22 protein-coding genes and 1 pseudogene are annotated in these 26,291 nt (G+C 33.6%); 15 read left to right on the plus strand and 8 right to left on the minus strand.

Translation table 11 applies throughout. The annotated features are described in order from the left end of the window. Nucleotides 1-102 precede the first annotated feature (102 nt). Both acnA and BHU61_RS04070 read left to right on the plus strand, forming a co-directional pair. Nucleotides 103-2,811: an aconitate hydratase AcnA gene (gene acnA, locus BHU61_RS04065; protein ID WP_111714821.1), complete on the plus strand. Its 2,709-nt coding sequence runs from the start codon at nucleotides 103-105 to the stop codon at nucleotides 2,809-2,811. Between the two features lie 101 nt (nucleotides 2,812-2,912). Further along, nucleotides 2,913-3,341 (plus strand): acyl-CoA thioesterase, encoded by a 429-nt coding sequence (locus BHU61_RS04070; protein ID WP_111714823.1) that lies wholly within the window; start codon nucleotides 2,913-2,915, stop codon nucleotides 3,339-3,341. A 20-nt stretch (nucleotides 3,342-3,361) separates the two neighbouring features. Here the strand turns inward: BHU61_RS04070 and BHU61_RS04075 are convergent, their stop codons facing one another. Further along, on the minus strand, nucleotides 3,362-3,664 hold the full coding sequence (locus BHU61_RS04075; RefSeq protein ID WP_111714824.1) for a HesB/YadR/YfhF family protein: 303 nt from the start codon (nucleotides 3,662-3,664) through the stop codon (nucleotides 3,362-3,364). 8 nt (nucleotides 3,665-3,672) lie between these two features. Continuing rightward, the gene (gene plsY, locus BHU61_RS04080; RefSeq protein ID WP_111714826.1) at nucleotides 3,673-4,260 is read right to left on the minus strand and encodes a glycerol-3-phosphate 1-O-acyltransferase PlsY; all 588 of its coding nucleotides are present in this window, start codon (nucleotides 4,258-4,260) and stop codon (nucleotides 3,673-3,675) included. 307 nt (nucleotides 4,261-4,567) lie between these two features. Here plsY and parE point away from each other — a divergent pair, with 307 nt between their 5' ends. The 3 genes from parE to alsT all read left to right on the plus strand — a co-directional run bounded on the left by parE (nucleotide 4,568) and on the right by alsT (nucleotide 10,651). Further along, the gene (gene parE / locus BHU61_RS04085) at nucleotides 4,568-6,586 is read left to right on the plus strand and encodes a DNA topoisomerase IV subunit B (RefSeq protein ID WP_240837664.1); all 2,019 of its coding nucleotides are present in this window, start codon (nucleotides 4,568-4,570) and stop codon (nucleotides 6,584-6,586) included. After that, a complete protein-coding gene (gene parC, locus BHU61_RS04090; protein ID WP_111714828.1) occupies nucleotides 6,586-8,997 on the plus strand; it encodes a DNA topoisomerase IV subunit A in 2,412 nt (803 codons plus the stop codon). The genes parE and parC overlap by 1 nt, the downstream gene beginning before the upstream one ends. A 148-nt stretch (nucleotides 8,998-9,145) precedes the next feature. Beyond that, nucleotides 9,146-10,651 (plus strand): glutamine transporter AlsT, encoded by a 1,506-nt coding sequence (gene alsT, locus BHU61_RS04095; RefSeq protein ID WP_111714830.1) that lies wholly within the window; start codon nucleotides 9,146-9,148, stop codon nucleotides 10,649-10,651. 76 nt (nucleotides 10,652-10,727) lie between these two features. Here the strand turns inward: alsT and BHU61_RS04100 are convergent, their stop codons facing one another. After that, nucleotides 10,728-11,702: a DUF1002 domain-containing protein gene (locus tag BHU61_RS04100; protein ID WP_111714831.1), complete on the minus strand. Its 975-nt coding sequence runs from the start codon at nucleotides 11,700-11,702 to the stop codon at nucleotides 10,728-10,730. 135 nt (nucleotides 11,703-11,837) lie between these two features. Between BHU61_RS04100 and glcT the strand changes: the two genes are divergently transcribed. From glcT to mprF, 4 genes and pseudogenes are all read left to right on the plus strand, one after another. Continuing rightward, entirely contained in the window at nucleotides 11,838-12,692 is an 855-nt protein-coding gene (gene glcT / locus BHU61_RS04105; protein WP_111714833.1) for a glucose PTS transporter transcription antiterminator GlcT, read from the plus strand. Nucleotides 12,693-12,852: 160 nt separating this feature from the next. After that, complete coding sequence (gene ptsG / locus BHU61_RS04110; RefSeq protein ID WP_111714835.1) at nucleotides 12,853-14,907, plus strand: glucose-specific PTS transporter subunit IIBC; 2,055 nt, start codon at nucleotides 12,853-12,855, stop codon at nucleotides 14,905-14,907. A gap of 172 nt (nucleotides 14,908-15,079) precedes the next feature. Then, the gene (locus tag BHU61_RS04115; protein ID WP_111714836.1) at nucleotides 15,080-16,237 is read left to right on the plus strand and encodes an AI-2E family transporter; all 1,158 of its coding nucleotides are present in this window, start codon (nucleotides 15,080-15,082) and stop codon (nucleotides 16,235-16,237) included. Between the two features lie 123 nt (nucleotides 16,238-16,360). Continuing rightward, nucleotides 16,361-18,871, plus strand: a pseudogene (gene mprF, locus BHU61_RS13545) (bifunctional lysylphosphatidylglycerol flippase/synthetase MprF); the annotation flags it as partial. Between the two features lie 28 nt (nucleotides 18,872-18,899). Here the strand turns inward: mprF and msrA are convergent. Further along, on the minus strand, nucleotides 18,900-19,415 hold the full coding sequence (msrA, locus tag BHU61_RS13350) for a peptide-methionine (S)-S-oxide reductase MsrA (protein WP_133423106.1): 516 nt from the start codon (nucleotides 19,413-19,415) through the stop codon (nucleotides 18,900-18,902). A gap of 120 nt (nucleotides 19,416-19,535) precedes the next feature. Between msrA and BHU61_RS04125 the strand changes: the two genes are divergently transcribed. Together BHU61_RS04125 and imm48 are read left to right on the plus strand one after the other, a co-directional pair. Continuing rightward, nucleotides 19,536-20,477, plus strand: a complete 942-nt coding sequence (locus BHU61_RS04125) for an LCP family protein (RefSeq protein ID WP_111714839.1) — start codon at nucleotides 19,536-19,538, stop codon at nucleotides 20,475-20,477. Between the two features lie 87 nt (nucleotides 20,478-20,564). Further along, on the plus strand, nucleotides 20,565-21,017 hold the full coding sequence (gene imm48, locus BHU61_RS04130; RefSeq protein ID WP_099577927.1) for an Imm48 family immunity protein: 453 nt from the start codon (nucleotides 20,565-20,567) through the stop codon (nucleotides 21,015-21,017). A gap of 43 nt (nucleotides 21,018-21,060) precedes the next feature. On the opposite strand, the gene BHU61_RS04135 is transcribed toward imm48, so the two are convergent. Both BHU61_RS04135 and BHU61_RS04140 read right to left on the minus strand, forming a co-directional pair. After that, a complete protein-coding gene (locus BHU61_RS04135) occupies nucleotides 21,061-21,246 on the minus strand; it encodes a 2-hydroxymuconate tautomerase (RefSeq protein ID WP_099577929.1) in 186 nt (61 codons plus the stop codon). A 12-nt stretch (nucleotides 21,247-21,258) separates the two neighbouring features. After that, nucleotides 21,259-22,263, minus strand: a complete 1,005-nt coding sequence (locus tag BHU61_RS04140) for a cation diffusion facilitator family transporter (RefSeq protein ID WP_111714843.1) — start codon at nucleotides 22,261-22,263, stop codon at nucleotides 21,259-21,261. 218 nt (nucleotides 22,264-22,481) lie between these two features. Between BHU61_RS04140 and BHU61_RS04145 the strand changes: the two genes are divergently transcribed. The 4 genes from BHU61_RS04145 to BHU61_RS04160 all read left to right on the plus strand — a co-directional run bounded on the left by BHU61_RS04145 (nucleotide 22,482) and on the right by BHU61_RS04160 (nucleotide 24,957). Further along, nucleotides 22,482-22,874, plus strand: coding sequence for a sporulation protein (locus tag BHU61_RS04145; RefSeq protein ID WP_111714845.1), 393 nt, complete (start codon nucleotides 22,482-22,484; stop codon nucleotides 22,872-22,874). A 241-nt stretch (nucleotides 22,875-23,115) separates the two neighbouring features. Then, nucleotides 23,116-23,502 (plus strand): substrate-binding domain-containing protein, encoded by a 387-nt coding sequence (locus BHU61_RS04150; RefSeq protein WP_111714846.1) that lies wholly within the window; start codon nucleotides 23,116-23,118, stop codon nucleotides 23,500-23,502. Nucleotides 23,503-23,586: 84 nt separating this feature from the next. Then, on the plus strand, nucleotides 23,587-24,045 hold the full coding sequence (locus BHU61_RS04155) for an NUDIX hydrolase (protein WP_111714848.1): 459 nt from the start codon (nucleotides 23,587-23,589) through the stop codon (nucleotides 24,043-24,045). Between the two features lie 174 nt (nucleotides 24,046-24,219). Then, the gene (locus BHU61_RS04160) at nucleotides 24,220-24,957 is read left to right on the plus strand and encodes a class I SAM-dependent methyltransferase (RefSeq protein WP_170122446.1); all 738 of its coding nucleotides are present in this window, start codon (nucleotides 24,220-24,222) and stop codon (nucleotides 24,955-24,957) included. Between the two features lie 151 nt (nucleotides 24,958-25,108). Here BHU61_RS04160 and BHU61_RS04165 read toward each other — a convergent pair whose 3' ends face one another. Then, the gene (locus BHU61_RS04165) at nucleotides 25,109-25,609 is read right to left on the minus strand and encodes a phosphoribosylanthranilate isomerase (protein WP_111714851.1); all 501 of its coding nucleotides are present in this window, start codon (nucleotides 25,607-25,609) and stop codon (nucleotides 25,109-25,111) included. 22 nt (nucleotides 25,610-25,631) lie between these two features. Then, a complete protein-coding gene (locus BHU61_RS04170) occupies nucleotides 25,632-26,186 on the minus strand; it encodes a TetR/AcrR family transcriptional regulator (RefSeq protein ID WP_111714853.1) in 555 nt (184 codons plus the stop codon). Nucleotides 26,187-26,291 lie beyond the last annotated feature (105 nt).

Here is a 26,291-nt window from a genome sequence, read left to right on the forward strand (position 1 = left end):
AAACTGGTATAGCTTATTTGGAATGTGATAATATTTACTTCTCATTCTATTTTGATTAAAATAGGGTTGTAAAGGCTTTAATAATCTTTAGGGGGAACGAATATGAATTCAAATTTACAACAAACTGCAAAACAGATATTTGAATTAAATGGTAAATCGTACACGTTTTATAGTTTAAAATCTTTAGAATCATTAGGTTTAGGAGAAATTAAAAATTTACCTTATTCTATTCGTGTATTACTAGAATCAGTGTTACGCCAATATGATGGTCGTGTAATTAACGAGGATCATATTAAGCATTTAGTAAAATGGGGCAAAAAGAATGATCCAAACGCTGAAGTGCCGTTTAAACCATCACGTGTTATTTTACAGGACTTTACTGGTGTGCCTGCGGTCGTTGACTTAGCATCACTTCGTAAAGCAATGGATGACGTTGGTGGGGATGTTACGAAGATTAATCCGGAAGTACCTGTAGATTTAGTAATTGACCACTCTGTACAAGTGGATGCCTATGGTAATGAAACTGCATTAAAACGTAACATGGAGTTAGAATTTGCACGTAACAAAGAACGTTATCAATTCTTAAACTGGGCGACAAAAGCATTTGATAACTATCGTGCGGTTCCGCCAGCAACAGGTATCGTACATCAAGTAAACTTAGAATATTTAGCGAACGTTGTTCACGTACGTGACGTAAATGGTGAACAAGTTACTTTCCCTGATACGTTAGTAGGTACTGACTCACATACAACGATGATCAATGGTATCGGTGTACTTGGATGGGGTGTAGGTGGAATTGAAGCAGAAGCGGGTATGCTTGGTCAACCATCTTATTTCCCTGTACCGGAAGTAATTGGTGTAAAACTGACGGGAGAACTTCCTGAAGGTGCAACTGCCACTGACTTAGCGTTACGTGTGACTCAGGAATTACGTAAAAAAGGTGTTGTCGGTAAATTTGTTGAATTCTTCGGCCCAGGTGTAGTGAACTTACCACTTGCAGACCGTGCGACAATTGCTAATATGGCCCCTGAATATGGTGCTACGTGTGGTTTCTTCCCAGTTGATGAAGAAGCTTTAAATTATATGCGTTTAACAGGTCGTGATGAAGCACATATCCAGCTTGTAAAAGAATATTTAGTAAAGAATGACATGTTTTTTACAACAGATAAAGAAGATCCTACGTACACTGATACATTAAATTTAGATCTTTCAACTGTGGAAGCTTCATTATCAGGACCGAAACGTCCTCAAGATTTAATCAAACTTAGCGATATGAAAAAAGAATTTGTGAAATCCGTTACTGCTAAAGCGGGCAATCAAGGTCATGGATTAGATAAAGCTGAATTTGATAAAACTGCATCGGCTACACTTGCTGATGGTAAATCCATCACAATGAAAACGGGAGATATCGCAATTGCGGCGATTACATCTTGTACAAATACATCAAACCCTTACGTGATGTTAGGTGCTGGATTAGTTGCTAAAAAAGCTGTAGAAAAAGGATTACAAGTGCCTGCTTATGTGAAAACTTCATTAGCACCGGGTTCTAAAGTTGTTACAGGATATCTTGAAGATTCAGGATTACAAACGTATCTTAATCAATTAGGATTTAATACTGTCGGTTACGGATGTACGACATGTATCGGTAACTCAGGTCCGTTATTACCTGAAATTGAAGAAACAATTTCAAAAGAAGATTTATTAGTAACTTCTGTATTATCTGGTAACCGTAACTTTGAAGGTCGTATTCATCCATTAGTGAAAGCAAACTACCTTGCTTCACCGCAACTTGTTGTGGCATACGCGTTAGCTGGTACTGTTGACATCGATTTACAAAATGATCCGATCGGTAAAGGTCACGATGGTAAAGATGTATTCTTAAAAGATATCTGGCCAACGATTGATGAAGTTAAAAATGAAGTTAATGCTGTTGTAACACCAGAATTATTTAGAAAAGAATATGAAAATGTCTTTAATTCAAATGAAATGTGGAACCAAATTGAATCAACTGATCAACCTTTATATGATTTTGATCCGACATCGACATATATTCAAAATCCTACATTCTTCCAGGGATTATCTAAAGAACCAGGAAGTATTGCACCACTTAAAGATTTAGCGGTTATGGGTAAATTTGGTGACTCAGTTACAACTGACCATATTTCTCCGGCAGGTGCTATCGGTAAAGATACACCAGCAGGAAAATACTTAAGAGAAAATGGCGTTGAAATCCGTGACTTTAACTCATATGGCTCTCGTCGTGGTAATCATGAAGTAATGATGCGTGGTACATTTGCAAATATCCGTATTAAAAACCAAATCGCACCAGGTACAGAAGGTGGATTTACAACGTATTGGCCAACGGGTGAAGTAATGCCGATTTTCGATGCTTGTATGAAATATCAGGCAGATGGTAAAGGATTAGTCGTGTTAGCTGGAAATGACTACGGTATGGGTTCTAGTCGTGACTGGGCTGCAAAAGGTACTAATCTTTTAGGCGTAAAAACAGTGATCGCTCAAAGTTACGAGCGTATTCACCGTTCTAACTTAGTGATGATGGGTGTATTACCTTTACAATTCTTAAAAGGTGATTCTGCAGATGCATTAGGGTTAGATGGTTCTGAAACATTCTCAGTTGAAATCAATGAAGGTATCAAACCACGTGATGAAGTGAAAGTTACTGCAGTGAAAACTGATGGAACTGTTGTTGAATTCAATGCTTTAGCACGATTTGACTCAGAAGTAGAATTAGATTACTACCGTCATGGTGGTATTCTACAAATGGTTTTAAGAGATAAGTTAACGCAATAAAAATAATTGACCTATGAATTAAAAATTCATAGGTCTTTTTTTAGTACCAAGTACTAAACATTTGGTACAATAGAGTTATCATTTATAAGAAGGTGGATAATTTGTATTATACAGAAAAAGAAATAGAAGTGCGTTATGCAGAAACAGACAAAATGGATGTCGTTTATCATGCAAATTATTTAATATGGTTTGAAGTTGCTCGAACAGATTTTATTGCAAAAGCTGGATTCAGCTATGCAGATATGGAAAAAGATGATCTAATCTCACCTGTATTAGATGTAAATGTAAAATATAAACGCTCAATTACTTATCCTGAAAAGATAACAATCAAAACATGGATACATGCTTATTCAAAGTTAAAAACTGTCTATGCTTACGAAGTGATTAAAGAGAATGGGGAGATTGCTGCCACAGGACAAACAACACATGTCGTACTAAAAAAAGGTAGCGATCGACCAATACGATTAGATCGCTATTATCCAGAGTGGCATGCCAAGTATCTGGAGTTTGTTGCAATGGGTGAACTTTAAAATATACAAAAGTAGCCGGGTCAATATTGACCCAGCTTTTTTGGAGCTATTCTATACTTAATTTCATCATTTACTGCCACAACATTCATCGTGTCATCTTTGTAATACCATAGATCCGTTTCTTCAACAAAGTAGACGAGTCCACCTTTTTCATCCTGATAGCCGACATTTTGTAGTTTATCAACCATAAATCCTGGTGAATAGCCTTGTTTTAATTGAAATGAGCCACCATAACGAATAAAAAACTTTAAACCTGAACCTTCTGGGAAATCAAATTCTGATTTAAACCACTCAACTGCTGTATCATTTAAATTTATCTGCATGATAAACCTCACTTCTTCTTATAATTTATTTTAGGTTCTGAACCGTTCATGATACGTTCTATATTTGATTTATGTCTAACGATGATAACAATCATAATGATAAACGATACAACCATTAAAATTTTATCATCAAAAAATAGTGAACCGATAAAATTTGCGATACTTGTTAGCATACTTGTTAGTGACACCATTTTCGTTGTAAACAATAAACTAAAGAAGATGACAGCAATGATTAAGAATAGCACCGGATTTGTACCAAGGATCACACCTGCACTTGTAGCAACAGCTTTGCCACCTTTAAATTTTAAGTATATTGGATATACATGGCCGATAACTGCTGCAACACCAATGATAATGGGATGAACATTCTGATTAAATATAACTGGGAATAGTGCGGGTATCGTACCTTTTAAAACATCAAAGATCGTTACGAATATTCCTGCCTTCTTACCGAGGATTCTAAACGTATTCGTTGCACCTAAATTCCCACTGCCATGTTGTCTAATATCTATATTGTAAAATAATTTACCAATAATTAATCCTGTAGGGATACTACCGATTAAATATGCTGCGATTAACATCATCGCGATAACCATAAAATCTCTCCTTATATTAGCAGGTACTAATAGTTATTCATAAAATCATACTATTATTATAGCTTATTCAGATGAAATAGAAAATAATTATCGAAATTCCATCGCTATTATTTTAATTCATCTATGATAGCCCGTACCGTTTTTATAATGTTTATGATAAAGTTGAATAGAGCACAACTATTTACTACTATAAATATATTATGTAAACTTTTATGTTTTTGTATAAATACTTGCAAAAATATAGGGATTAGATAAAATAGTGAATGTGTATAAATTAAACGAACGTATGTTTGTAGGGGGTAATATTTTGCCGAAAAATCAATATAATGATGAATCGATACAAGTTTTAGAAGGTTTAGAAGCAGTTAGAAAAAGACCTGGTATGTATATCGGTTCTACTGACACAAGAGGGCTTCATCATCTTGTATATGAAATTTTAGATAATTCTATCGATGAAGCGTTAAATGGTCATGGTAATAAAATAGATGTGATATTGAATGAAGATGATTCTGTAACAGTAACAGATAATGGGCGTGGGATGCCGACAGGTCTGCATAAGACAGGTAAACCGACACCTGAAGTAATTTTTACTGTATTGCATGCCGGAGGTAAGTTTGGACAGGGTGGATATAAAACGACAGGTGGTCTACACGGTGTAGGGGCCTCTGTAGTAAATGCTTTAAGTGAATGGTTAGAAGTAACGATTCATAATAATGGTAAGATTTTTAAACAACGTTTTGAAAGTGGTGGTGTGGCTGTAACTACTTTAGAAGAAATAGGGACATCAAAAAAAACAGGAACGCGTGTAACATTTAAACCGGATCCCTCAATTTTTAAGCAAACGACGAAATTTAACTATGAAACGTTAAGCGAGCGTCTACGTGAGTCAGCATTTTTATTAAAAGACTTACATATTTCAATCACGGATAATCGTGTAGTTCCGGAACGTCACGATGATTTTTATTTTGAAGATGGCTTAAGTGATTTCGTGAAATTTGTTAATGAAGGTAAAGAAACCTTACATGAAGTGGCGCATTTCAGCGGTACATCAAATGAGATTGAAGTGGAAGTTGCCTTCCAGTACAATGATCAGTATTCAGAGACGATACTTTCATTTGTTAACAACGTACGTACGAAAGATGGCGGGACACATGAAGTTGGTATGAAGACAGCGATGACGCGTGTATTTAATGAATATGCGAGAAAGATTGGTGAATTAAAACAAAAAGATAAAAATCTGGACGGTAATGATATTAGAGAAGGTATGACTGCGATTATCTCTGTTAAGATTCCAGAACATCTTTTACAGTTTGAAGGTCAAACGAAATCTAAGCTTGGGACAAGTGAAGCAAGAAGTGCAGTAGATGCGATGCTTGCTGAACAGCTACCGTATTATTTTGAAGAGAATGGTAAGCTGAGCCAGGTACTTGTGAAAAAAGCTGTAAAAGCAGCTCAAGCAAGGAATGCTGCACGCAAAGCACGTGAAGAGGCTAGAAATGGTAAGAAAAATAAGCGTAAAGAAACATTATTGTCAGGTAAATTAACACCTGCTCAAAGTAAAAATACAGAGAAAAATGAACTATATTTAGTAGAGGGTGACTCTGCCGGCGGTTCTGCTAAACTAGGACGCGATCGAAAATTTCAAGCGATACTGCCATTGCGTGGTAAAGTCATTAATACAGAGAAAGCTAAGCTTGAAGATATATTAAAGAATGAAGAGATCAGTACGATTATTCATACGATCGGTGCCGGTGTCGGCAACGACTTTAATATTGAAGATAGCAATTACAATAAAGTGATTATCATGACAGATGCAGATACAGATGGTGCACATATCCAGGTATTATTACTTACATTCTTCTTTAAATATATGCGCCCGCTTATTGAAGCAGGAAAAGTTTATATAGCGTTACCACCTTTATATAAAGTTTCAAAAGGTAAAGGTAAAACAGAAGTGATTGAATATGCATGGACGGACGATGAATTAAAAGATGTACAGAAAAAAGTAGGTAAAGGATTTATTTTACAGCGATATAAAGGTTTAGGTGAAATGAATGCCGATCAGCTTTGGGATACAACGATGAATCCTGAAACGCGCACATTAATTCGTGTTGAAATAGATGATGAACTAAGAAGTGCCAAACGTGTATCAACATTAATGGGTGATAAAGTTGAGCCACGACGTGACTGGATTGAACAAAATGTTGAATTTGGTATGCAGGAAGATGCCAGTATACTTGAAAGTGATGAGTTATTGTTACTTGAAGAAGAAGAGGATGTTGCTGTGATTAAAGATGTAGATTTATCTGAAGGAGGTATAGCGTAATGCAGGAAAATATACAAAGCTTACCTTTAGAAGATGTTATAGGTGATCGATTTGGACGCTATAGTAAATATATAATTCAGGATCGTGCAATACCAGATGTCAGAGACGGCCTAAAACCAGTACAACGTCGTATTTTATTTGCGATGCATGCTGAAGGTAATACTTATGATAAGAACTTCAGAAAAAGTGCTAAAACAGTAGGTAACGTTATCGGTAATTATCACCCACATGGTGATACTTCAGTATATGATGCCATGGTCCGTATGAGTCAGGACTGGAAATTACGTCACGTACTCGTTGAAATGCACGGTAATAACGGTAGCATCGATAATGATCCTCCTGCAGCAATGCGTTATACAGAAGCAAAATTATCTAAACTTGCCAGTGTATTATTACGTAATATTAATCAGGATACTGTTGATTGGGTACAAAACTTTGATGATACTGCAATGGAGCCTATGGTGCTACCTGCAAATTATCCTAATCTATTAGTCAATGGGTCAACAGGTATCTCTGCAGGTTATGCCACTGATATACCACCACATAATTTGAGTGAAGTAATCGATGCCACATTAATGATCATCGATAATCCTAATGTTACTACTGAAGAAATTATGACAGTCATGCCAGGACCAGATTTTCCGACAGGTGGTATTATTCAAGGTAAGTCAGGTATAAAACAAGCATATGAAACGGGTAAAGGTAAAGCGATTGTACGTGGTAAAGTTGAGATTGAAAAATTACGTGGCGGCAGAGAAGAGATTGTTATTACTGAAATTCCTTTTGAAGTGAATAAAAGTACGCTTGTTAAACGTATTGATGAATTAAGAGCTGATAAGAAGATTGAAGGCATTCTTGAAGTTCGTGATGAAACAGATAGAAATGGTTTGAGAATTGCCGTTGAGCTTAAGAAAGATGCTAATGCAGAAGGTATATTAAACTATTTATATAAAAATACTGATTTACAAGTTGCCTATAACTTTAATATGGTAGCAATCAGTGACAGACGCCCAAGTCTTTTAGGTGTCAAAGCGATGCTACAAAGTTATATCAAGCATCAACAGGAAGTTATTTTACGTCGTAGTCAGTTTGAGCTAGATCAGGCTAAAAAACGAATGCACATTGTTGAAGGTCTCATTAAAGCATTGTCGATTTTAGATGAAGTGATTGAAACGATTCGTCAGTCTAAAAACAAAAGCGATGCAAAAGAAAATTTAAAAACTAAATATGACTTTACAGAAGCACAAGCTGAAGCCATTGTGATGTTACAGTTATATCGTTTAACGAATACGGATATCGTGCAATTAGAAAATGAACATGATGAATTAAAGGCAACTTTAGAAAAGCTTGAAAAAATCCTTAACGATAAAAAGCACTTAATGTCGGTGATTAAACGTGAACTTAAAGCTGTACAAAAAGACTTTAGTGAACCTAGATTAAGTACTATTGAAGACAAGATTCAGGAAATTAAGATTTCTAAAGAGATTTTAATTCCTAGCGAAGAAGCAATTGTAAGTATTACGAAAGACGGTTATATTAAACGTACTTCACCAAGAAGTTTTGGAGCAAGTGGATTAAATGAACTCGGAACTAAAGAAGGAGATTCAATACTTGATTATAAAGAGAGTAATCTGCAGGATGTACTGCTTGTGTTTACAAACTTAGGGCACTATATCTACATACCAGTTCATCAGTTACCTGATGTGAAATGGAAGGAACTTGGTACACATTTATCACAAATTGTCCCACTCACGCAAAATGAATATGTTGTAGGAATGATCAATGTTACTGACTTTAATCAGGAACAAAGTATAATGATAGCGACACAAAATGGAATGATTAAAAAGACATTGCTTAATGATTTTAATGTGACACGTTATTCAAGACCGATTGTCTGTATGAAGTTAAAAGATGATGATCAGGTAATTACTGTACAATCTATCACAGGTGAAGAACATATACTTGTAGTTACTCAAAATGGTTTTGCATTACATTATTCCTTAGCTGAAATCAATAATATTGGTATTAAAGCTGCGGGCGTAAAATCAATTAATCTCAAAGATAATGATAAAGTTGTTTCAACTGAAATTCTTTATCCGGAGAGTGATCTTATTATTGCGACGCAACGTGGGGCAATGAAAAAGATGAAAATAGATTTATTTGAAGAAAGTAAGCGAGCGAATAGAGGCGTTGTTATCTTAAAAGAGCTCAAATCTAATCCGCATAAAGTAGTTAATGCATATATCATAACCGATGATTTAAACTTTACATTATCTGCTTCAAATGAAACATATCAGTCTAATACAAAAACAATACGTAATGCTGATCGATATACAAACGGTAGCTTTATCGTAGATGAAAAAGAATTTGGACAGATTGATGCATTTAATCTTATGATTGCTGATGAGTAAGTATTAAATTTTACGGTTAAATATTGTTTGATAGCTTATTAATATATAATAAATAAATTTATATATAAAAAAATAAAAATTGAAACCTTCATATTCTATGATAAAATGAACTTTGTATTATTTTTATTAAAGAATATGGAGGTTTTATATGTTTTCGAATGTTGATTTTGATGCAATGATACCAGAGTGGTTTAAATCGATTGTCACTGCTGGTAATGATTTAATATGGACTGAATTTTTAATCGGTTTATTATTACTTGCTGGATTCTTCTTTAGTTTAAGTTCAAGATTTGTTCAGTTTAGATGGTTACCTGAAATGTTTAGGGTAATCGGTGAGAAACCTGAAACACTCGAAGATGGGAAAAAAGGTATTTCATCTTTTCAGGCTTTTGCTATAAGTGCAGCAAGCCGAGTAGGTACTGGTAATATCGCTGGTGTTGCAACTGCAATTGTCTTAGGGGGTCCAGGTGCAGTTTTCTGGATGTGGGTCATTGCATTCTTTGGTGCTGCAAGTGCATTTTTTGAAGCGACACTCGCGCAAGTATATAAAGTTAAAGATGAAAAAGGTGGTTTCCGCGGGGGACCAGCTTACTATATGGAACATGGATTAGGTCAAAAATGGTTAGGTACAACATTTGCAATACTTATTACCGCAACATTTGCTTTTGTCTTTAATACGGTACAATCAAATACGATTGCTGCAAGTTTTAAAGAACAATATAATTTTGATCCATTCTGGACAGGAATCATCCTGGCTGTGATTACGGCACTTGTAATCTTTGGTGGCGTACGTTGGATTGCTAACGTGTCAACAGCAATTGTTCCTTTAATGGCGATTCTTTATATCGTTATCGTATTGTTTGTATTAATCACACATATAGGTGACGTTATACCGATGCTTATGCAAATCGTAAAAGGTGCATTCGGTTTAGAACCAGCATTTGGTGGTGCTTTAGGATTTACCATCATGCAAGGTATTAAACGTGGATTATTCTCAAATGAAGCAGGTATGGGTTCTGCTCCAAATGCTGCAGCTACTGCAGCAGTAAGTCATCCGGTTAAACAAGGGTTAATACAATCCCTTGGTGTATTCTTTGATACGATGCTAGTATGTACGGCTACTGCAATAATGATTTTATTATATGGTGGTTTAGAGTTTGGTGAGAAAGCACCTCAAGGGATTGAAGTTACTCAAGCAGCTTTAAACAGTCATATCGGTTCATTTGGCGGAGTATTTTTAACGATTGCAGTATTTTTATTTGCATATTCATCTGTGTTAGGTAATTACTATTATGGACAATCAAACATCGAATATTTGACAACAAATAAAACAGTAATGTTTATCTTCAGATTGTTAGTAGTACTCATGGTATTTTTCGGAGCTGTTATTAAAGTTGAAACAGTTTGGTCTACAGCTGATTTATTTATGGGATTAATGGCCATCTTAAATATTACAGCAATCATTGGATTAGCACATGTTGTATTCGAAGTTGCAAAAGATTACGGAGAACAACGCAAAAAAGGTTTAAATCCAGTGTTTAAGACAAAACATGTTAAAGCAGATTTATCATCTGTTGAAACATGGGGAGAGAATCCTTACGAATATCATCCTGAACAGGATAATCTAGAAACGAAAGAGATTAAAAAAAATTAAATAGTAAAACAATTTTCTAAATAAAGACAAAAAGAATCAGCGAATGAAATCATCCGCTGATTCTTTTTATATAACATTATTTAAATAATCCCATAATTGCATCGATAATGGATTGAATAAAGTTCATAAATTTATCCCATACGCCTTCTTTTTCAAGAGAATCCTGGATACTTTTCCCCATATCTTTTGCTTTATCAGTAGCTTGTTTAAAGCCATCTGAATTTTTAATCTCATTGACATAGTCTTTTGCACCATTGATAAACTTATCTTTATTTTCTCCACTGAATACACCAGAATTTTGTGCATTATTAATGAAGTTAACGATGATGTTAATTTGGTTGTCAGAAATAATGTTATTCAGTCCATTGTTTTCAATCTTCTGTACAACGATATTTTTAATTTCAGTCGTATTTAAGTTAGCACCTTGCTTGGCAATTTCCGCTTTAGCTTCGGCGATTGCTTTATTTAATTGTTCTTGAGAGAACCCTTCTTTGCCGGCATTTTCTGCATTAATATTTGAAATTGAATTCAATTCATTTTGAGCGGCTTGCGTCTGTGCAGTGTCAATTGTTTCGCCTTGAGCTTCAAATGCTTTATATACACCAGCTAACGCACTTTCACCAGTAACATCTTCTGCTGCTGCAATCGTAACTTCAGCATCCGTTACACCAGCAGTGAGTAATGCATTTTTGTAAGTATCTTCGGTAATTTTAGTGATTTTACCTGCTGATTGGTTTATATTTAAAGAAAGACCAGATCCAGCTGATAATTTTTTGATTCGAATACTAGATTTTAAAACACTATCGTTAGATTGTAAGCCTAAATATTTTGTTAAATCTGCAGCATGGACATATGTTGTCTTATCACTATCATCTGTGCCGAGTAATGATTTAGTTTTACTTTGCAGATCACTATTTTGTTCAAGGGCAGCACCGTAAACAGTAACAGCTTCAGACCAGGCTTCTTCAGTAACAGCGTCAGCATTTTTAAATGGAACTACAAGTAGTAATAATGCTATTGAAATGAATAATAACTTTTTGTATAATTTCAACTTAATCCCTCCAATTTTTATTTAATATTAAGTTTCACTATATTTACTTATAATATAGCAGCTATATATATAGCTAACATTATTTTACCATGTAACTAAATTGAACACATAGGTCTTTGGAATGAGGTATTTAATATGGGACAATATATTGTCGAAAAAGTGTTGAATAATAATGTGTTAATTGCACTTAAAAATAATAAGGAAGTTGTATTGATCGGTAAAGGTATAGGCTTCAATAAAAAAGCTGGGCATACAATTATAGATCAGGATTTAAACAAGATAGAAAAAATGTTCGAACTTAAAACGGAACAGGAAAAAGAACGCTATAAAGATTTAATGACGTTAACAGATGACCATGTTATTGCAACAGTCATCGAGATTGTGGAATTTATCGATAAGCGAACAGATGGACAGATGGACGATAAAATTATTTTATCATTAACGGATCATATCATTTTTGCTCTGAAACGTTATAAAGATGGTATTTTTGTTGCAAATCCATTTTTAAAAGAAACAGAAGCACTATATCAGAAAGAATTTTTAATTGCTGAACAAGTTGTTCAAATGTTAAATGATAAGCTACAAGTTAATTTTCCAAGAACGGAAGTAGGTTTTATTGCGTTACATATCCATTCATCCGTTAATAATCATTCGCTTCGTGATATGAATATGATGGCCGAAGTGATTACAAAAGCGATTCATATGATAGAACAGGATTTGAAAGTTAATATAGATAAGGATTCTATAGCTTATTCAAGATTTGTTAGACATATTAGTTTTGCTGTTCAACGCGTGATGGCTGATGATCGTATGCCTGAACAAAAAAAGTTAGAAAACCTATTGAAAGTACAATATCCATTGTGTTACAATACGGCTGTAAAGGTTGTTAAGATGATGCAGACGCATTTAAACAAGCCGGTTTATGAATCAGAGCTTGTATATCTTACTATGCATATTCAAGCATTTAATACTGAAGTAGATAACGTGTAACTGATAAGCAGGCATGAGTTATTACTGGTACAAAGGGACCAGTATATACTTATGCCTTTTTTGTTAGCTTAGTATTTTATGAATATGTATGTAAATTTGCTTTTATCTTCTTCTTATCACATCTAACAATCTAAACAAAACATTTTAGGAGGAATAAAATATGTTCAAAACGTTATTCGGTCAATTACAACGTATCGGTAAAGCATTGATGTTACCGGTAGCAATCTTGCCAGCAGCCGGTTTACTTTTAGGGATTGGTGCTGCGCTACAAACTGAATCATTAGTTAATTTTTTCCCGTTTTTAAGCAATGACATTATCGTCAAAGTTGCTTCTATGTTACAAGCCGCAGGTGGAATTATTTTTGATAACTTGCCACTGCTCTTTGCACTCGGGGTCGCTGTAGGTTTAGCTGGTGGTGACGGTGTTGCAGCTATAGCAGCATTCGTTGGTTACCTAGTGTTAAACGTTACAATGGGACAAATTGGAGGCATTAATGCTGAAAATGTTGGTTCTAGTCCTGGTTATGCTACTGTATTAGGTATTCCAACATTACAAACAGGTGTGTTTGGTGGTATTATTATTGGTATTTTAGCTGCTTGGGCATACAATAAATTTTATAATATCCAACTACCGCCATTTTTAGGATTTTTTGCCGGAAAACGCTTTGTACCAATCGTTACAGCTTTTAGTGCTTTTATACTAGGGATTGCAATGTTCTTTATTTGGCCGGCAATACAAAGTGGAATGAATAGCTTATCACTTTACTTAATGGAAGAAAATAAAGCATTAGCAGTCTTCGCATTTGGTATGATTAAACGATTACTAATTCCATTTGGTCTTCATCATATCTTCCATGCACCATTCTGGTTCGAATTTGGAACATATACAAATGCAGCAGGAAAAGTTGTTCATGGTGATTTAAATATTTTCATGGCTCAAATTCAAGATAAAGTCCCATTAACAGCAGGTGCATTTATGCAGGGTGAATTCCCAGTCATGATGTTTGGTTTACCAGCAGCAGCTTTAGCAATATATCATACTGCTAAACCTGAAAAGAAAAAATTCGTAGGTGGTTTAATGGCGTCTGCAGCCTTAACATCTTTCTTAACAGGTATTACTGAGCCATTAGAATTTTCATTTTTATTTGTTGCACCAGTATTATTCTTTATTCATGCAGTATTAGATGGATTATCATTCTTAATCTTGTATTTAATGGATTTACATTTAGGTTATACGTTCTCAGGAGGATTTATTGATTTCTTCACTTTCGGTATTTTACAAGGCAGAACACCTTGGTGGTTAGTAATTCCTGTGGGATTAGTATATGCAGTTATTTACTACTCAGTATTTAGATTCTTTATTGTAAAATTGAATCTAAAAACACCTGGAAGAGAAGATGAAGAGGTTGTGAATAAAGTAACTTCTAATGATGAATTACCTTTCAGTGTGTTAGATGCAATGGGTGGTAAAGAAAATATCAAACATTTAGATGCTTGTATTACACGTCTTCGTGTGGAAGTTAAAGATAAATCTAAAGTTGATGTACCAGAATTAAAAGCGTTAGGTGCTGCAGGGGTATTAGAAGTTGGAAACAACATGCAAGCTATCTTCGGTCCAAAGTCAGATCAGATTAAACATGAAATGGCACGTATTATGTCTGGTGAAGTTACACGTCCAGAACAAGTGCATATCGAAGACCCAGGTGCTGTAAAAGCAGAAGAAACAATTGAAGCTGTTCCAGCAACATCAAATATTTCAACATCTACAGCAACTTCAATTTATGCACCAATTACTGGTGAAGTGGTTGAACTTTCAACGGTACCTGATCAAGTATTCAGTCAAAAAATGATGGGTGACGGGGTAGCGATTAAACCAGAAGAAGGATTAGTTGTTGCACCATTTGACGGTGAGGTTAAGATGGACTTCCCGACAAAACACGCACTTGGTCTTGAAAGTAATGATGGTATTGAAGTTTTAATCCACTTCGGATTAGAAACAGTTGGATTAAAAGGTGCAGGTTTTGAAATGTTAGTTAAACCTGGTGATCATGTAACGAAAGGTCAAACATTATTAAAAGTAGACCTAGAATATATTCGTGCAAATGCTGATAGTGATATCACACCAATCATTTTCACAAACTTAACAGACAAATCAATGCACAATATTAAATATGGTCATACAGTTGCAGGAGATGCAATTTTAGATATCAAATAATTATATTGAAACGATTAGGGACTAGCATGCGCTGGTCCCTAATTTGCTTTTTTATGATAATTATGGTTAAATTTGATATTATATTTAACACTAAAGAATACAATAACTTGATTATGTAAACCTTAATTAATTTGTTAAAATCAAAATAAAAAACATAAGGAGGAAACAATCTATGCAGGATAATCGATTTATGCGTTTTTTAGGTGGAAAAAATCTCATCTTTTCATTATGTGTCCTTATTTTAGTAGGGATATTAATCTTTGTTTTTGCTAAAGTATCATTTGTATTTAAACCACTTCTCATTATCTTTAATACGATTATTGGTCCAATCATTTTAGCTTTTATACTTTTTTATCTATTAAATCCAATCGTAGATTTACTGGAACGCAATAGGGTCAAAAGACTTTATGCGATTATTATTTTGTTTTTATTGATTATCGGTGTATTCACAATACTTATTACTGTATTAATACCTTTAATTGAACAGCAAATATTAAGTCTAGTAGCAAACTTTCCGGATTATATGAAACATCTCCTTAATAAGTTTAATGATATTGCTTCTAATTCACGCATTGCTCCATATATGCAGGATATTCAGAAGTGGGTGAATACGAACTTAAGTGATCTACCTAATAAAGTAGGGGATTATCTCGGTAGCTTTTCATCTCGTTTAAAATCTATTATCGGCACAATTGCTAGTGTAGCAGTGGTAATTATGACATTTCCTTTTGTATTATTCTTTTTACTTAAAGACGGTAAACAATTTAAAAGCTATTTGATCAAATTATTACCCCCACGCTATCGCAGTGATTTCAATGAAATTCTGGAGAAGATGAATGTCCAGGTTGGTTCATATATTCAGGGACAAATGATTGTTGCTTTTTGTATAGGAGTGTTACTGTTTATCGGTTATAAAATTATAGGACTGGAATATGCACTTATCTTAGCGTGTATTGCTGCAGTTACAAGTGTTGTGCCTTATTTAGGACCTATGATTGCCATCAGTCCGGCAATCATCATCGCACTTGTTGACTCACCACTTATGCTATTGAAGTTAGCTGTTGTGTGGATGGCGGTACAATTTTTAGAAGGTCATTTTATTTCTCCAAGTATTATGGGTAAAACGATGAAGATTCATCCACTTACAATTATCTTCGTTCTGCTATGTGCAGGAAACATGCTCGGTATCATCGGTGTTATTCTTGGTATTCCGCTATACGCAATTATGAAAGTTTTAGTACAATTTTTCTTCCATAAATTTAAAATACGATATAATAAATATTTTCAGGATGCACATGGTCCATATGAGATTAATAAAAATGAAGCATAACTCTTGTTTATGCTTCATTTTTTTGTGATTTTGCAAAAATGTTATTTACATGTACAATAGTAATATCGTTTTTTTACATAAACAATATTTAAATACATTTTTTAACATAGAAAGTGGGTAAATATGAAAACATTTTTAAATTACCACCAAAACAAACTAAAAATATTATTTATATCTTTACTATTTGTTTTTATTTTTTATAAATTAATCGGTGAATTATCATCTATTGATTATAAAGCAACCTATATTGCGTTTAAATCGTTGCAGTCTTATGAACTCGCTGGTCTGATTATATCAGGGTTTTTAGCAGTAATGTTGTTATCGTTATATGACTTTGTATTGGCTAAAAATTTAAATTTATCAATTCCTAAGAAAAAGTTATTGAACACAAGTTTTATAGCGAATGCATTAAACGCTGTAATTGGATTCGGAGGCATAATTGGTGCTGGACTGCGATTACTAGTTTATAGAAATTATGCTGATGACGAAAGAACTTTAGTTAAAGCAATCTCCTTGTTGTTAATATCAATGATTTCGGGAATGAGCATTTTAAGTCTAGGTATCATATTCAATTTATTTAATAACACGCATGCCTTTGATCACTACCCATGGTATAACATTGCATTAATTATCACTGCTTTATTCTTACCTGTGTTTTTAGTATATACATTTATAAAACCGGTCAATCAGGATAAATTATTAGGATTAAAATTTACTTTAGTCTCTGCATTGGAGTGGATTGCAGCGAGTGGCGTAATGTACTTAATCTTTAAATGTATTGGTAATCCCGTACCATTTGCAGTTGTCATCGGCATATTTGTTGTAGCAGCTTTAGCAGGATTAATATCACTCGTACCAGGTGGATTTGGTGCATTTGATTTAATGATTCTTGTAGGTTTTAAAGCTATTGGAATTACAGAAGAACAAGTATTACTTGCTTTACTTATTTATCGCGTAGTTTATTACTTTGTACCATTCCTGCTTGCACTTGCATTATCGACTTTCGAGTATAGAGGTGTGGCGAGAAAACAATTTGAAGATCGATTTGAAGATCATAAATATGTTGGACCAGCAATTGAGACAAGCAATTTGTTTTTAAGCATTTTACGTGACGTAATTGTAAAACTTCCCGCAATTGCATTAGGAGTTATTGTTGGTATTACTGGTCTCTTATTATTTTTAAGTAACGGTTTAGTAATCATAGAAGCTATCTATGATGTGAAACATAATACGTATTTATTTCTAGCCGCATTATATGGAGTGGCTGCGCTGATATTAATCATTAATGCTAAGGGTATTATGCATGACACAAGACGCTCGCATGTAATGAGTATGGTCGCAGTAAGTATTTTACTGATTGTCGTATATCTGACATATGGAAACTTTCTCATTTATATCTGGCTATTTATTGTGTTAATACTATTGTTTATCGGCAATCGGAATGTCAGTTCGATTAGAAGACCAATAACATTAAAAAGAGCTGGATTAACCATTCTTTCATCAATCGTGTTATTATCAATCAACGGATGGTTACTTTCATTACAATTAGAAGGTTTGATTCGCACAGAAAATATTGATTTCGATAGTAACTTACTAAAATATTATTTCCTGCTTTTAATCGTATTATTTGCAGGTGTGACGTATACACTCTCTTATCTTTTCAATAAAAAATTTAAAACTAAAGTTGATATGCAAATGTCAACAGAGGAGATAGACAAAATTATTCAGTCTTATGGCGGGAATTTTGTAAGTCATCTGGCATTCACTGGAGACAAATTATTCTTTACAAATGATGAGCGTGATGCATTTGTCATGTTTCAATTTAAAAATGATAGTATTATCGTATTAGGTGATCCAATAGGGAATAAGGCATCTTTTCAATGTTTACTGACACAGTTCTATGATAAGACAGAATATTATGGTTATGACGTGGCATTCTATCAGGTTCAACCGCATCTGTTACCGATGTATCATGATTTCGGAAATATATTCTTTAAACTAGGTGAGGAAGCAGTCATTCCGCTTGAAGACTTTACAATCAGCGGAAAGAAAAAACGTGCATTTCGAGCAACTGTCAATAAATTCGAAACAGAAGGATATCGCTACGAAGTGCTAGAGCCTCCATTTGATGATTGTTTAATTGCACAATTACAAGAAGTTTCGAATGAATGGTTAAATGGACGTAACGAAATGAATTTCTCAGTAGGGCAGTTTAATCCTGATTATTTAAGCAAAGCACCGATCGGAGTGATTAGAAATGATGCTGAAATCATTGGCTTCGTCTCATTCATGCCAACACATTATAATCATTCATTCTCAGTAGACATGATACGCTGGAAAGATAATGAACTCCAAATGATGGATGGTCTATATTTAAATACAATGCTATTAATGAAAGAGAAGGGCTATCATTCATTTAATATGGGAATGGCACCACTATCAAACGTAGGCAGTCATAAACATGCATTTTATCGTGAACGACTGGCAGGTAAGATATTTGATTCTATCTCAAGACTTTATAGTTTTAAAGGATTACGTAAATATAAAGAAAAGTTCAATCCTGACTGGCAATCAAGATATTTAGTCTACCGAAAAGATAGTTCACTCATCACACAGATGATTCGTATTAATGCAATCATCAATCGATCAAAAAATCTGAGCATTAGCTCAGATTTTTTTGTGTCCTTATGTAATTTTCACGATCAATTTGTTCCTGTTTGTAACGTTCAGGGTTTCTTTTATAGAAGTCCTGGTGCTCATCTTCAGCTAAATAGAACACTTCAGCGGCACGTATTTCAGTTACAATCGGCTTATCAAATCTATCTTGAATACTTTCTATGTAATCTACTGTTTTCATTTTTTGCGTTTCATCAGTATAAAATACAGCAGTACTATATTGTGTGCCTCTGTCCATATATTGACCGCCAGCATCTGTCGGATCAATTTGAGCAAAGAAAATCTCTAATAATTTATCAAATGAGAATACAGCATCATCATAAATTATTTCAACGACTTCAAGATGATCTGTCGTACCTGTTTTCACTTGTTCATAAGTTGGATTTTCAATATGTCCACCCATATAACCACTCTTTACACTTTCAATACCATCAAATGAATCAAAAGGTTTTACCATGCACCAGAAGCAACCTCCGGCAAAATATATCGTTTTCATTTCAATCTACCTCCTTTTAATTATTTTACGATAATAATGTACAATTACCATAGGTATTTGCTTGCAATTTAGTCCTATTTTTTATAAGTTTAATATACTGGAGAATGGAAAGTAGGGTGTTTTATTATGGATGGACAAACGCCACCTGTACGTCGCCGAAAAAAGCGTCGTATTCGTAAGTTACCGTTTATATTATTATTTATTATTTGTATTTTATTAGGATGTTTTTTATACATAAAATCGAGTTATGAAAGTGGTTTAAAACAAGCAGAAAAACACGAACCGAAACATGAACAATATGAATTTAATGGTGTAAATAAAAAAGATGGGAAAATTAATATATTAATATTAGGTCAAGACCGTGCGGTTGATGGATCTGCAAGAACTGATTCAATCATGATTGGCCAGTATAACTACTTAAATAAAAAGATGAAAGTTATTTCCGTGATGCGTGATATTTATGCTGAAATACCAGGTTACAGAAATTATAAGATTAATACAGCATATACATTAGGTGGACCGGAACTTTTACGCCAAACGATTAAACAGAATCTAGATATCGATATTGATCATTATGCGATTGTTGATTTTAAAGGATTTTCTGCAATGGTTGATGAAATATCACCGAATGGTGTACCTATTGATGTTGAAAAGGATATGTCAGAAAAAATCGGTGTCACGCTGACTGAAGGTAAACACAATCTAAATGGTAAAGAGTTACTTGGCTATGCACGATTCAGAAATGATGCTGAAGCTGACTTTGGTCGCGTTAGACGTCAACAGCAAGTAATCCGTGCTTTAAAGAAAGAAATGGTTAGTCTTCCAGTAATCTTAAAAACACCTAAACTTGCTGGTATTGCAAGAGGGTATATCAATACAGACATGACTGATGGAGAAATATTTAGAACAGGCACTTCGTTTGTAATTAGAGGGAGTAAAGACCCTAATACACTAGTTATTCCAGTGAAAGATAGTTATACTCAGATGAGTTATCCTGAAGCTGGCGCAGTATTAGAAATTGATAAAGAGAAAAATAAAGCAGCCATTAAGAAATTTCTAGAGGAATAAACTCAGTCAGAAGACTGAGTTTTTATTATATGCATTCATAATATAACAATGATAAAATAAATTATGAATTAAATGGAGGGATTTAAAATGAATGATTTAGAAGCAATGTACCAGTATGCTGTGAAAGTTGCTGATACATTACAAGCGTCACCTGTATACGATGAACATAGTGATGCAGATGATCAGGCAATGGTGGCGTATACTTTCGGTGTACTCAATGGTTATGCACAAAAAAATGACTTTGGCGCAGAAGAAATACAAGTTGTTATGGTCAGATTAATCTCAGAATTTATCGGCTATCCAGTTGATTACGCTGAAGCTTTAACACAATATATTATCTCTTGCACAAACAAAGAAGAAAATGAATCAATCTATATCATTATCCATAAAGGACTCGATCAATATTTAGATGGGGGACGCGTTGTCGACTTCCAAAATGATTATTCGATGATACTAAATGATATAAAAGCAGTTGTAGAACCTGAGCCTGCTCCGAAACGTATTAATATGGCTGCACGAATCAATCCGAATGAACAATAAAAACCTGCTTGTCCGCTAAGGACAAACAGGTTTTTTCTTTGAATTAAGATTCTGATTTTAATTTACCAGCCACTGCATAGCGCTCTTTTTTCAATTCTTTAATAAATACATGAATATTTTCTTTCGGTGCGTTCGCATTTGTAGCAACAACTTCTGTTACTTCTTCAACGATTTTCTTTAACTGTTCTTCTGAACGACCTTCTAGTAATTCTACTGTAATAAATGGCATATAATTCTCTCCTTATTTGTGTACTATATTTACTGATGATCCTTTACCACTGATCCAGTCATCCGTACCGTCATCTTCCATGATTTCGATATTGACATCTGTAACGTGTGGTTGTTGTAATAACTTTGTAACTAAATCTTTCTTGATTGCAGATAATTCACGTAGATTAAATTGATGACCTAATGTTTCCACAGTCGCTTCAATATGCTTATCTTCTCCTTCTTTCATAACGACTAAACGTTTAATATCAGAGATTTCAGGATGTTCTAAAATGATTTTAGAAGCATAAACTTCCATATCTTCATCAGCGCGACCGATAGCACCAGCTGCATTTTCCATAAACACTTTAAATACAACGTAGAACATCGCTAAACCGATAATAACAGATACAATACCTTCAATCATTGTGAATCCTGTAAAACGAGAAACAATAACGGCGATTAAAGCGATAACACCGCCACCCGTTGCAACAGTATCTTCCATAAATACTAACTTCGTTGCAGGCTTAGCTTTAGCTAAATTGGCATAACTCGTAGTGAAAGGGTGAAGACCAGTTGTTGGTTTATTAACTTCTTCTAACACTTCTTTACCAGCTTTATATAAAACTGAACTTTCTAACACAACACCAATTAATAATACACCGACGTTGATTAAGAAGTGCGTAGGATTGTGATCACCCGCAGCAGCAGGGTGCTGAATATGGTGAATCCCTTCTAAAATTGTCTCGTACGCTAAAATTGCAACGATAATCACTGCAAATAAACAAACGATATTAACAAGACGACCATAACCAAATGGGAATTTCTCGTTCGGTTCTTTCTTAGAAACCGCTGAACCAACCCATACGAATAATTGGTTTGCAGCATCACCGAATGAATGCATCATTTCAGCGAACATAGCGACGTTACCAGTAAATACGTAAGCTCCGAACTTTAAACAACCTAGAATAAAATTTACGATTGCTGCAATTAGAGAAGACTTACTACCTTTTTTGAGTAAATTAAATAAACGTGACATAGAAAACTCCTTTATTCATTTTATTATTATATTGTAACCGAAATTAAAGTGAAAAACCTTAATAATCGTTGTATAACTGTAACCATAATTGAAAAGAAATAAACATTATTTCAATAGAATAAGGATATTATTTTAAGTCTAACATGCATTATGGTACGATTAATTTAATTTAAGAGAGATTATATTAAAAATTCATATACGCAATAAGGAGGTATATCATGTTTAAAGAACTTCTTACATCAATAGGAATTGGAGATGCAAAAGTTGATACACTTGTTAAGAAAACAACATTTCATCCTGAGGAACAGATTGCTGGTATCGTAAAATTAGAAAACTTAGCTGAGCAAGATATTGATCGTATTGAACTTATTTTAATCGAAAGAAAAGAAAATACTGATGAAACAAGTGACTTCCATACAATCGATCTTCCTGTTTCTAAAATAATTCTTCAACATGACGGAACAGAAGAAGTACCATTTATATTTGATACACACGAAGAAATAGAAGACTATAACCATGAATTCTTTATCATGACACACGTATTTGTTGATAATGCAGTAGATTATTATGATGAAGATCAAATTTATTTTGAAAGTGTACAATCAAGTTAATATTATTATAGACAGGACGCAAATCAAATATTGCCGCCTGTCTATTTTTATTATCAATTAAGCTTTATACATACCTTCATAAGCCTTAATATTTATCTTCAACTTCCGGTACAATACTTACAAATAAGCGTTCAATGGCACATAAAATAATCAGTGATAAACAGCCATACATTACAATCACCTCTTTCTTAAGTCGATTGTAATGTATGAAACGATTTTCATAGCAAGGGGGAATTGCTTCATGTCAAATATTCGTGATATCGCAAAGGAAGCAGGTGTGTCAGTAACCACTGTATCCAGAGTAATAAATAATCATCCATATGTTACAGAAGAGAAACAACTCGCACAAAAAATACTGAAACAAACGAACTTACCTGATGCGTTAATTGTGACCAATGATGCCCACTGTGCAGGACTATATGCAGAGTTTCAGAATCAAGGCATTAAAGTGCCAGAAGACATTGCACTCATATCCTACGAAAACGGTGAACTATCACAGGTAAATAACATAACAAGTATCGATCTGCCATTATTACAAATGGGAGATCGTAGTGTGGAATTAATACTGTCTGACTCGGCAACATCAGAGGAATTGTCGTCAAAATTGATTATTAGAAAGTCAACTTGAATTCGGCTAAATAGGCGAAAAGAAGTGAATTCGTTTATTTAGCCGGATTTATTGAAAATATTAATAAATCTCAAGGAGTAACTTATGGACATCACATTTACTAAAGATAATAAGCGTTTCAAATACAGAGCTTCAGCTTTAATTATAGAAAATAATCATATTTTACTTCAAAACATCAAAAATTACTGGGCACCACCGGGAGGCAAAGTTCAAATGCTGGAAGATTCTAGAATAGCGTTGAAAAGAGAGATATTTGAAGAACTTTCTACTGACATAGCGATTGAACAAAGTGCTATTTTCATTGAACAAACATATCATTCACAAGAAAAGTCATTCCATGAGCTCGGCGTTTATTATTTTTGTCACTCCAAATTATTATGGGATAGAGGAATATCTATAATCGGATGTGAAAATGGAGAAGATATGGCGTATCGATGGTTTCCACTAAATGAAATCGAAAAGATTAATCTTCAACCTGCCGTATTAAAAGACAAGTTGTTAGGTGAGAATAAAATTTTTGAACATATTATTAATCATGAATAAGAAAAACAGCCATCGATAAACGATGGCTGTTAAAATTTATGTAAATTATTGTAAAATTATTTTTGTTACTTCTATAATACATCATACATATTTTTATAATATAAGTCTATTCTTTTTTGTAGTCATCGTTACAATTAAATTACTGGGCCCAAGTATAATTAGGAGATGAATAGAATGTCACAAAATATTTATGATAATGAGCATTTCTACAAAGGTTATACAAAAATTCGTAACAATAAGTTAAGTTATAACGAAATGATTGAAATGCCGGTAATGAAAGAAGAGTTGCCAGATATAAAAGGGAAAACGGTATTAGACATTGGTTGTGGTATGGGGAAATTTATTCAATATATGCTCGAATTGAACCCAAAACAGATTGTAGGGTTAGATATTTCGAACAATATGATTTCTTATGCGAAAGAGCATGTAAATGATGAACGCGTGTCATTTGTTGTATCTGATATACTTTCATATGAAACAGACATTAAATTTGATGTGATAGTATCAAGTCTGGCATTTCACTATATAGAAGAGTATGAAGCACTCGTTCTAAAACTATTTGGAATGCTAAATAACGGTGGGATATTACAGTTTTCAACAGAACATCCAGTTACAACTGCAACAAAGCAGGAAGAAATCTGGTCACATGTAGAAAGTAAGTTTAATCACTATAAATTAGATCATTATTTTGAAGAAAGCGCAAGGCCGATAGAGTGGTTAGATACAGAAGTCATAAGATATCATCGAACGATAGGGACGTTAATGAATACTTTGATTGAAAATGGATTTCAAATTGAACGCGTTATAGATACTGGAAATACAGAAATATCACGAAAGTTTTGGGATGAGGAACATATTATGAAAGTAAATCATAGACCACCGTTTTTAGTGATAAAAGCGAAAAAATCGTAATGTAAGAAGCTTGGGTATAAGGCACTCGTCGTTCACCACAGTTCTCAATACGTTAATATCATTGTTATATTGACATATATAGCACCTCTCGAAATTATTCGAGAGGTGGCTTTTTATTATTATCTTGCATGGTAACTTTATCTAATTACAATTACTTATTAAGTACACGTTCTAAGTACAATATTTTTTCGAAATCTTTATTGTTATTATTATTATTTCTATAACTATCCTTAGAAGATGACTCATAAATTTTCAAATACTGCTCCAAACTTGGGACATAAAAATGAGCGCCATCTATATGCATATCTTGTAAATCAGATAGTGGTATACCAGCGAACTCAGGTAAGGTATCAATACAACCATATTCTATACTTATAATGCCATTAGTGAATTCATGTTCATGCCGATCTACTAAACGGTAATCTAACCTGTTCATAACTGAATAAATAACATTAAAATTATATATTCTATCTTCATCAGGTGCATCCCAACCTCGTGGATCTCCTGGAACATGAATATCAATATCACTCGGTTGCCAGTCTGTATTACTAACTAATTCTAACCCCAAAGATCCCATCAAAGTAGGTTTTATATCTACCTTATTTAAATCTTTACAAACCTTAATAAATTCATTGAATAGCTGATTATTCATATTTTCTCTCCTTTGGTGTTGATTATTTAGAAACATTAAATTTAGTAATTTCAATGAAACTCTCTACTAATTCTTGAGTACTTTCTTCAAATCCACCCTCCATCCATTTCATTAAAATATTAAAGAATCCTCCTGTATTAAAATATAAAGCAAAAATAAGATGTTCGTCGCTTATTTGATAGTTAAATTTATTCTTAACAGATATATGGAGTTGAGGCAATATTTCATTAAACTGATTAAGTAATAAAAAGGACAGTCCTTGAGAATGTAACAGTCTTAATAAATTAATTTCTTCATAACAAATTTTAAAAAAGGCGAGAGATAAAAATTCCATATTTAATGATTGTGTGTTTTTTAATACATCCATGTATTTATTTTTAATTTTTGAAATGCCTACATTCAAAATATCTTCTTTAGAGTCAAAATTTCTATAAAACGTCGTCCTATCAAGATCAGCATTTTTTGTAATTTCACCAATTGTAATGCTATCAAATGGTTTATCTTTCATTAGCATTATTAAACTATTATATAGCCACTGTTGAGATCTAATTACTGATGGATTATTAGATTTTTTCATTTCTATTTTCTCCTATGCAACAAAAATTGAATTATGTGGAACTTAATTAAGTAGTATTGAGTTTTTCTTATAATAAATTTACTATATATACAAAAGTTCTACAAA

Origin of the sequence: Macrococcus epidermidis, from assembly GCF_003259695.1 — a bacterium.
Taxonomy (GTDB): domain Bacteria; phylum Bacillota; class Bacilli; order Staphylococcales; family Staphylococcaceae; genus Macrococcoides; species Macrococcoides epidermidis.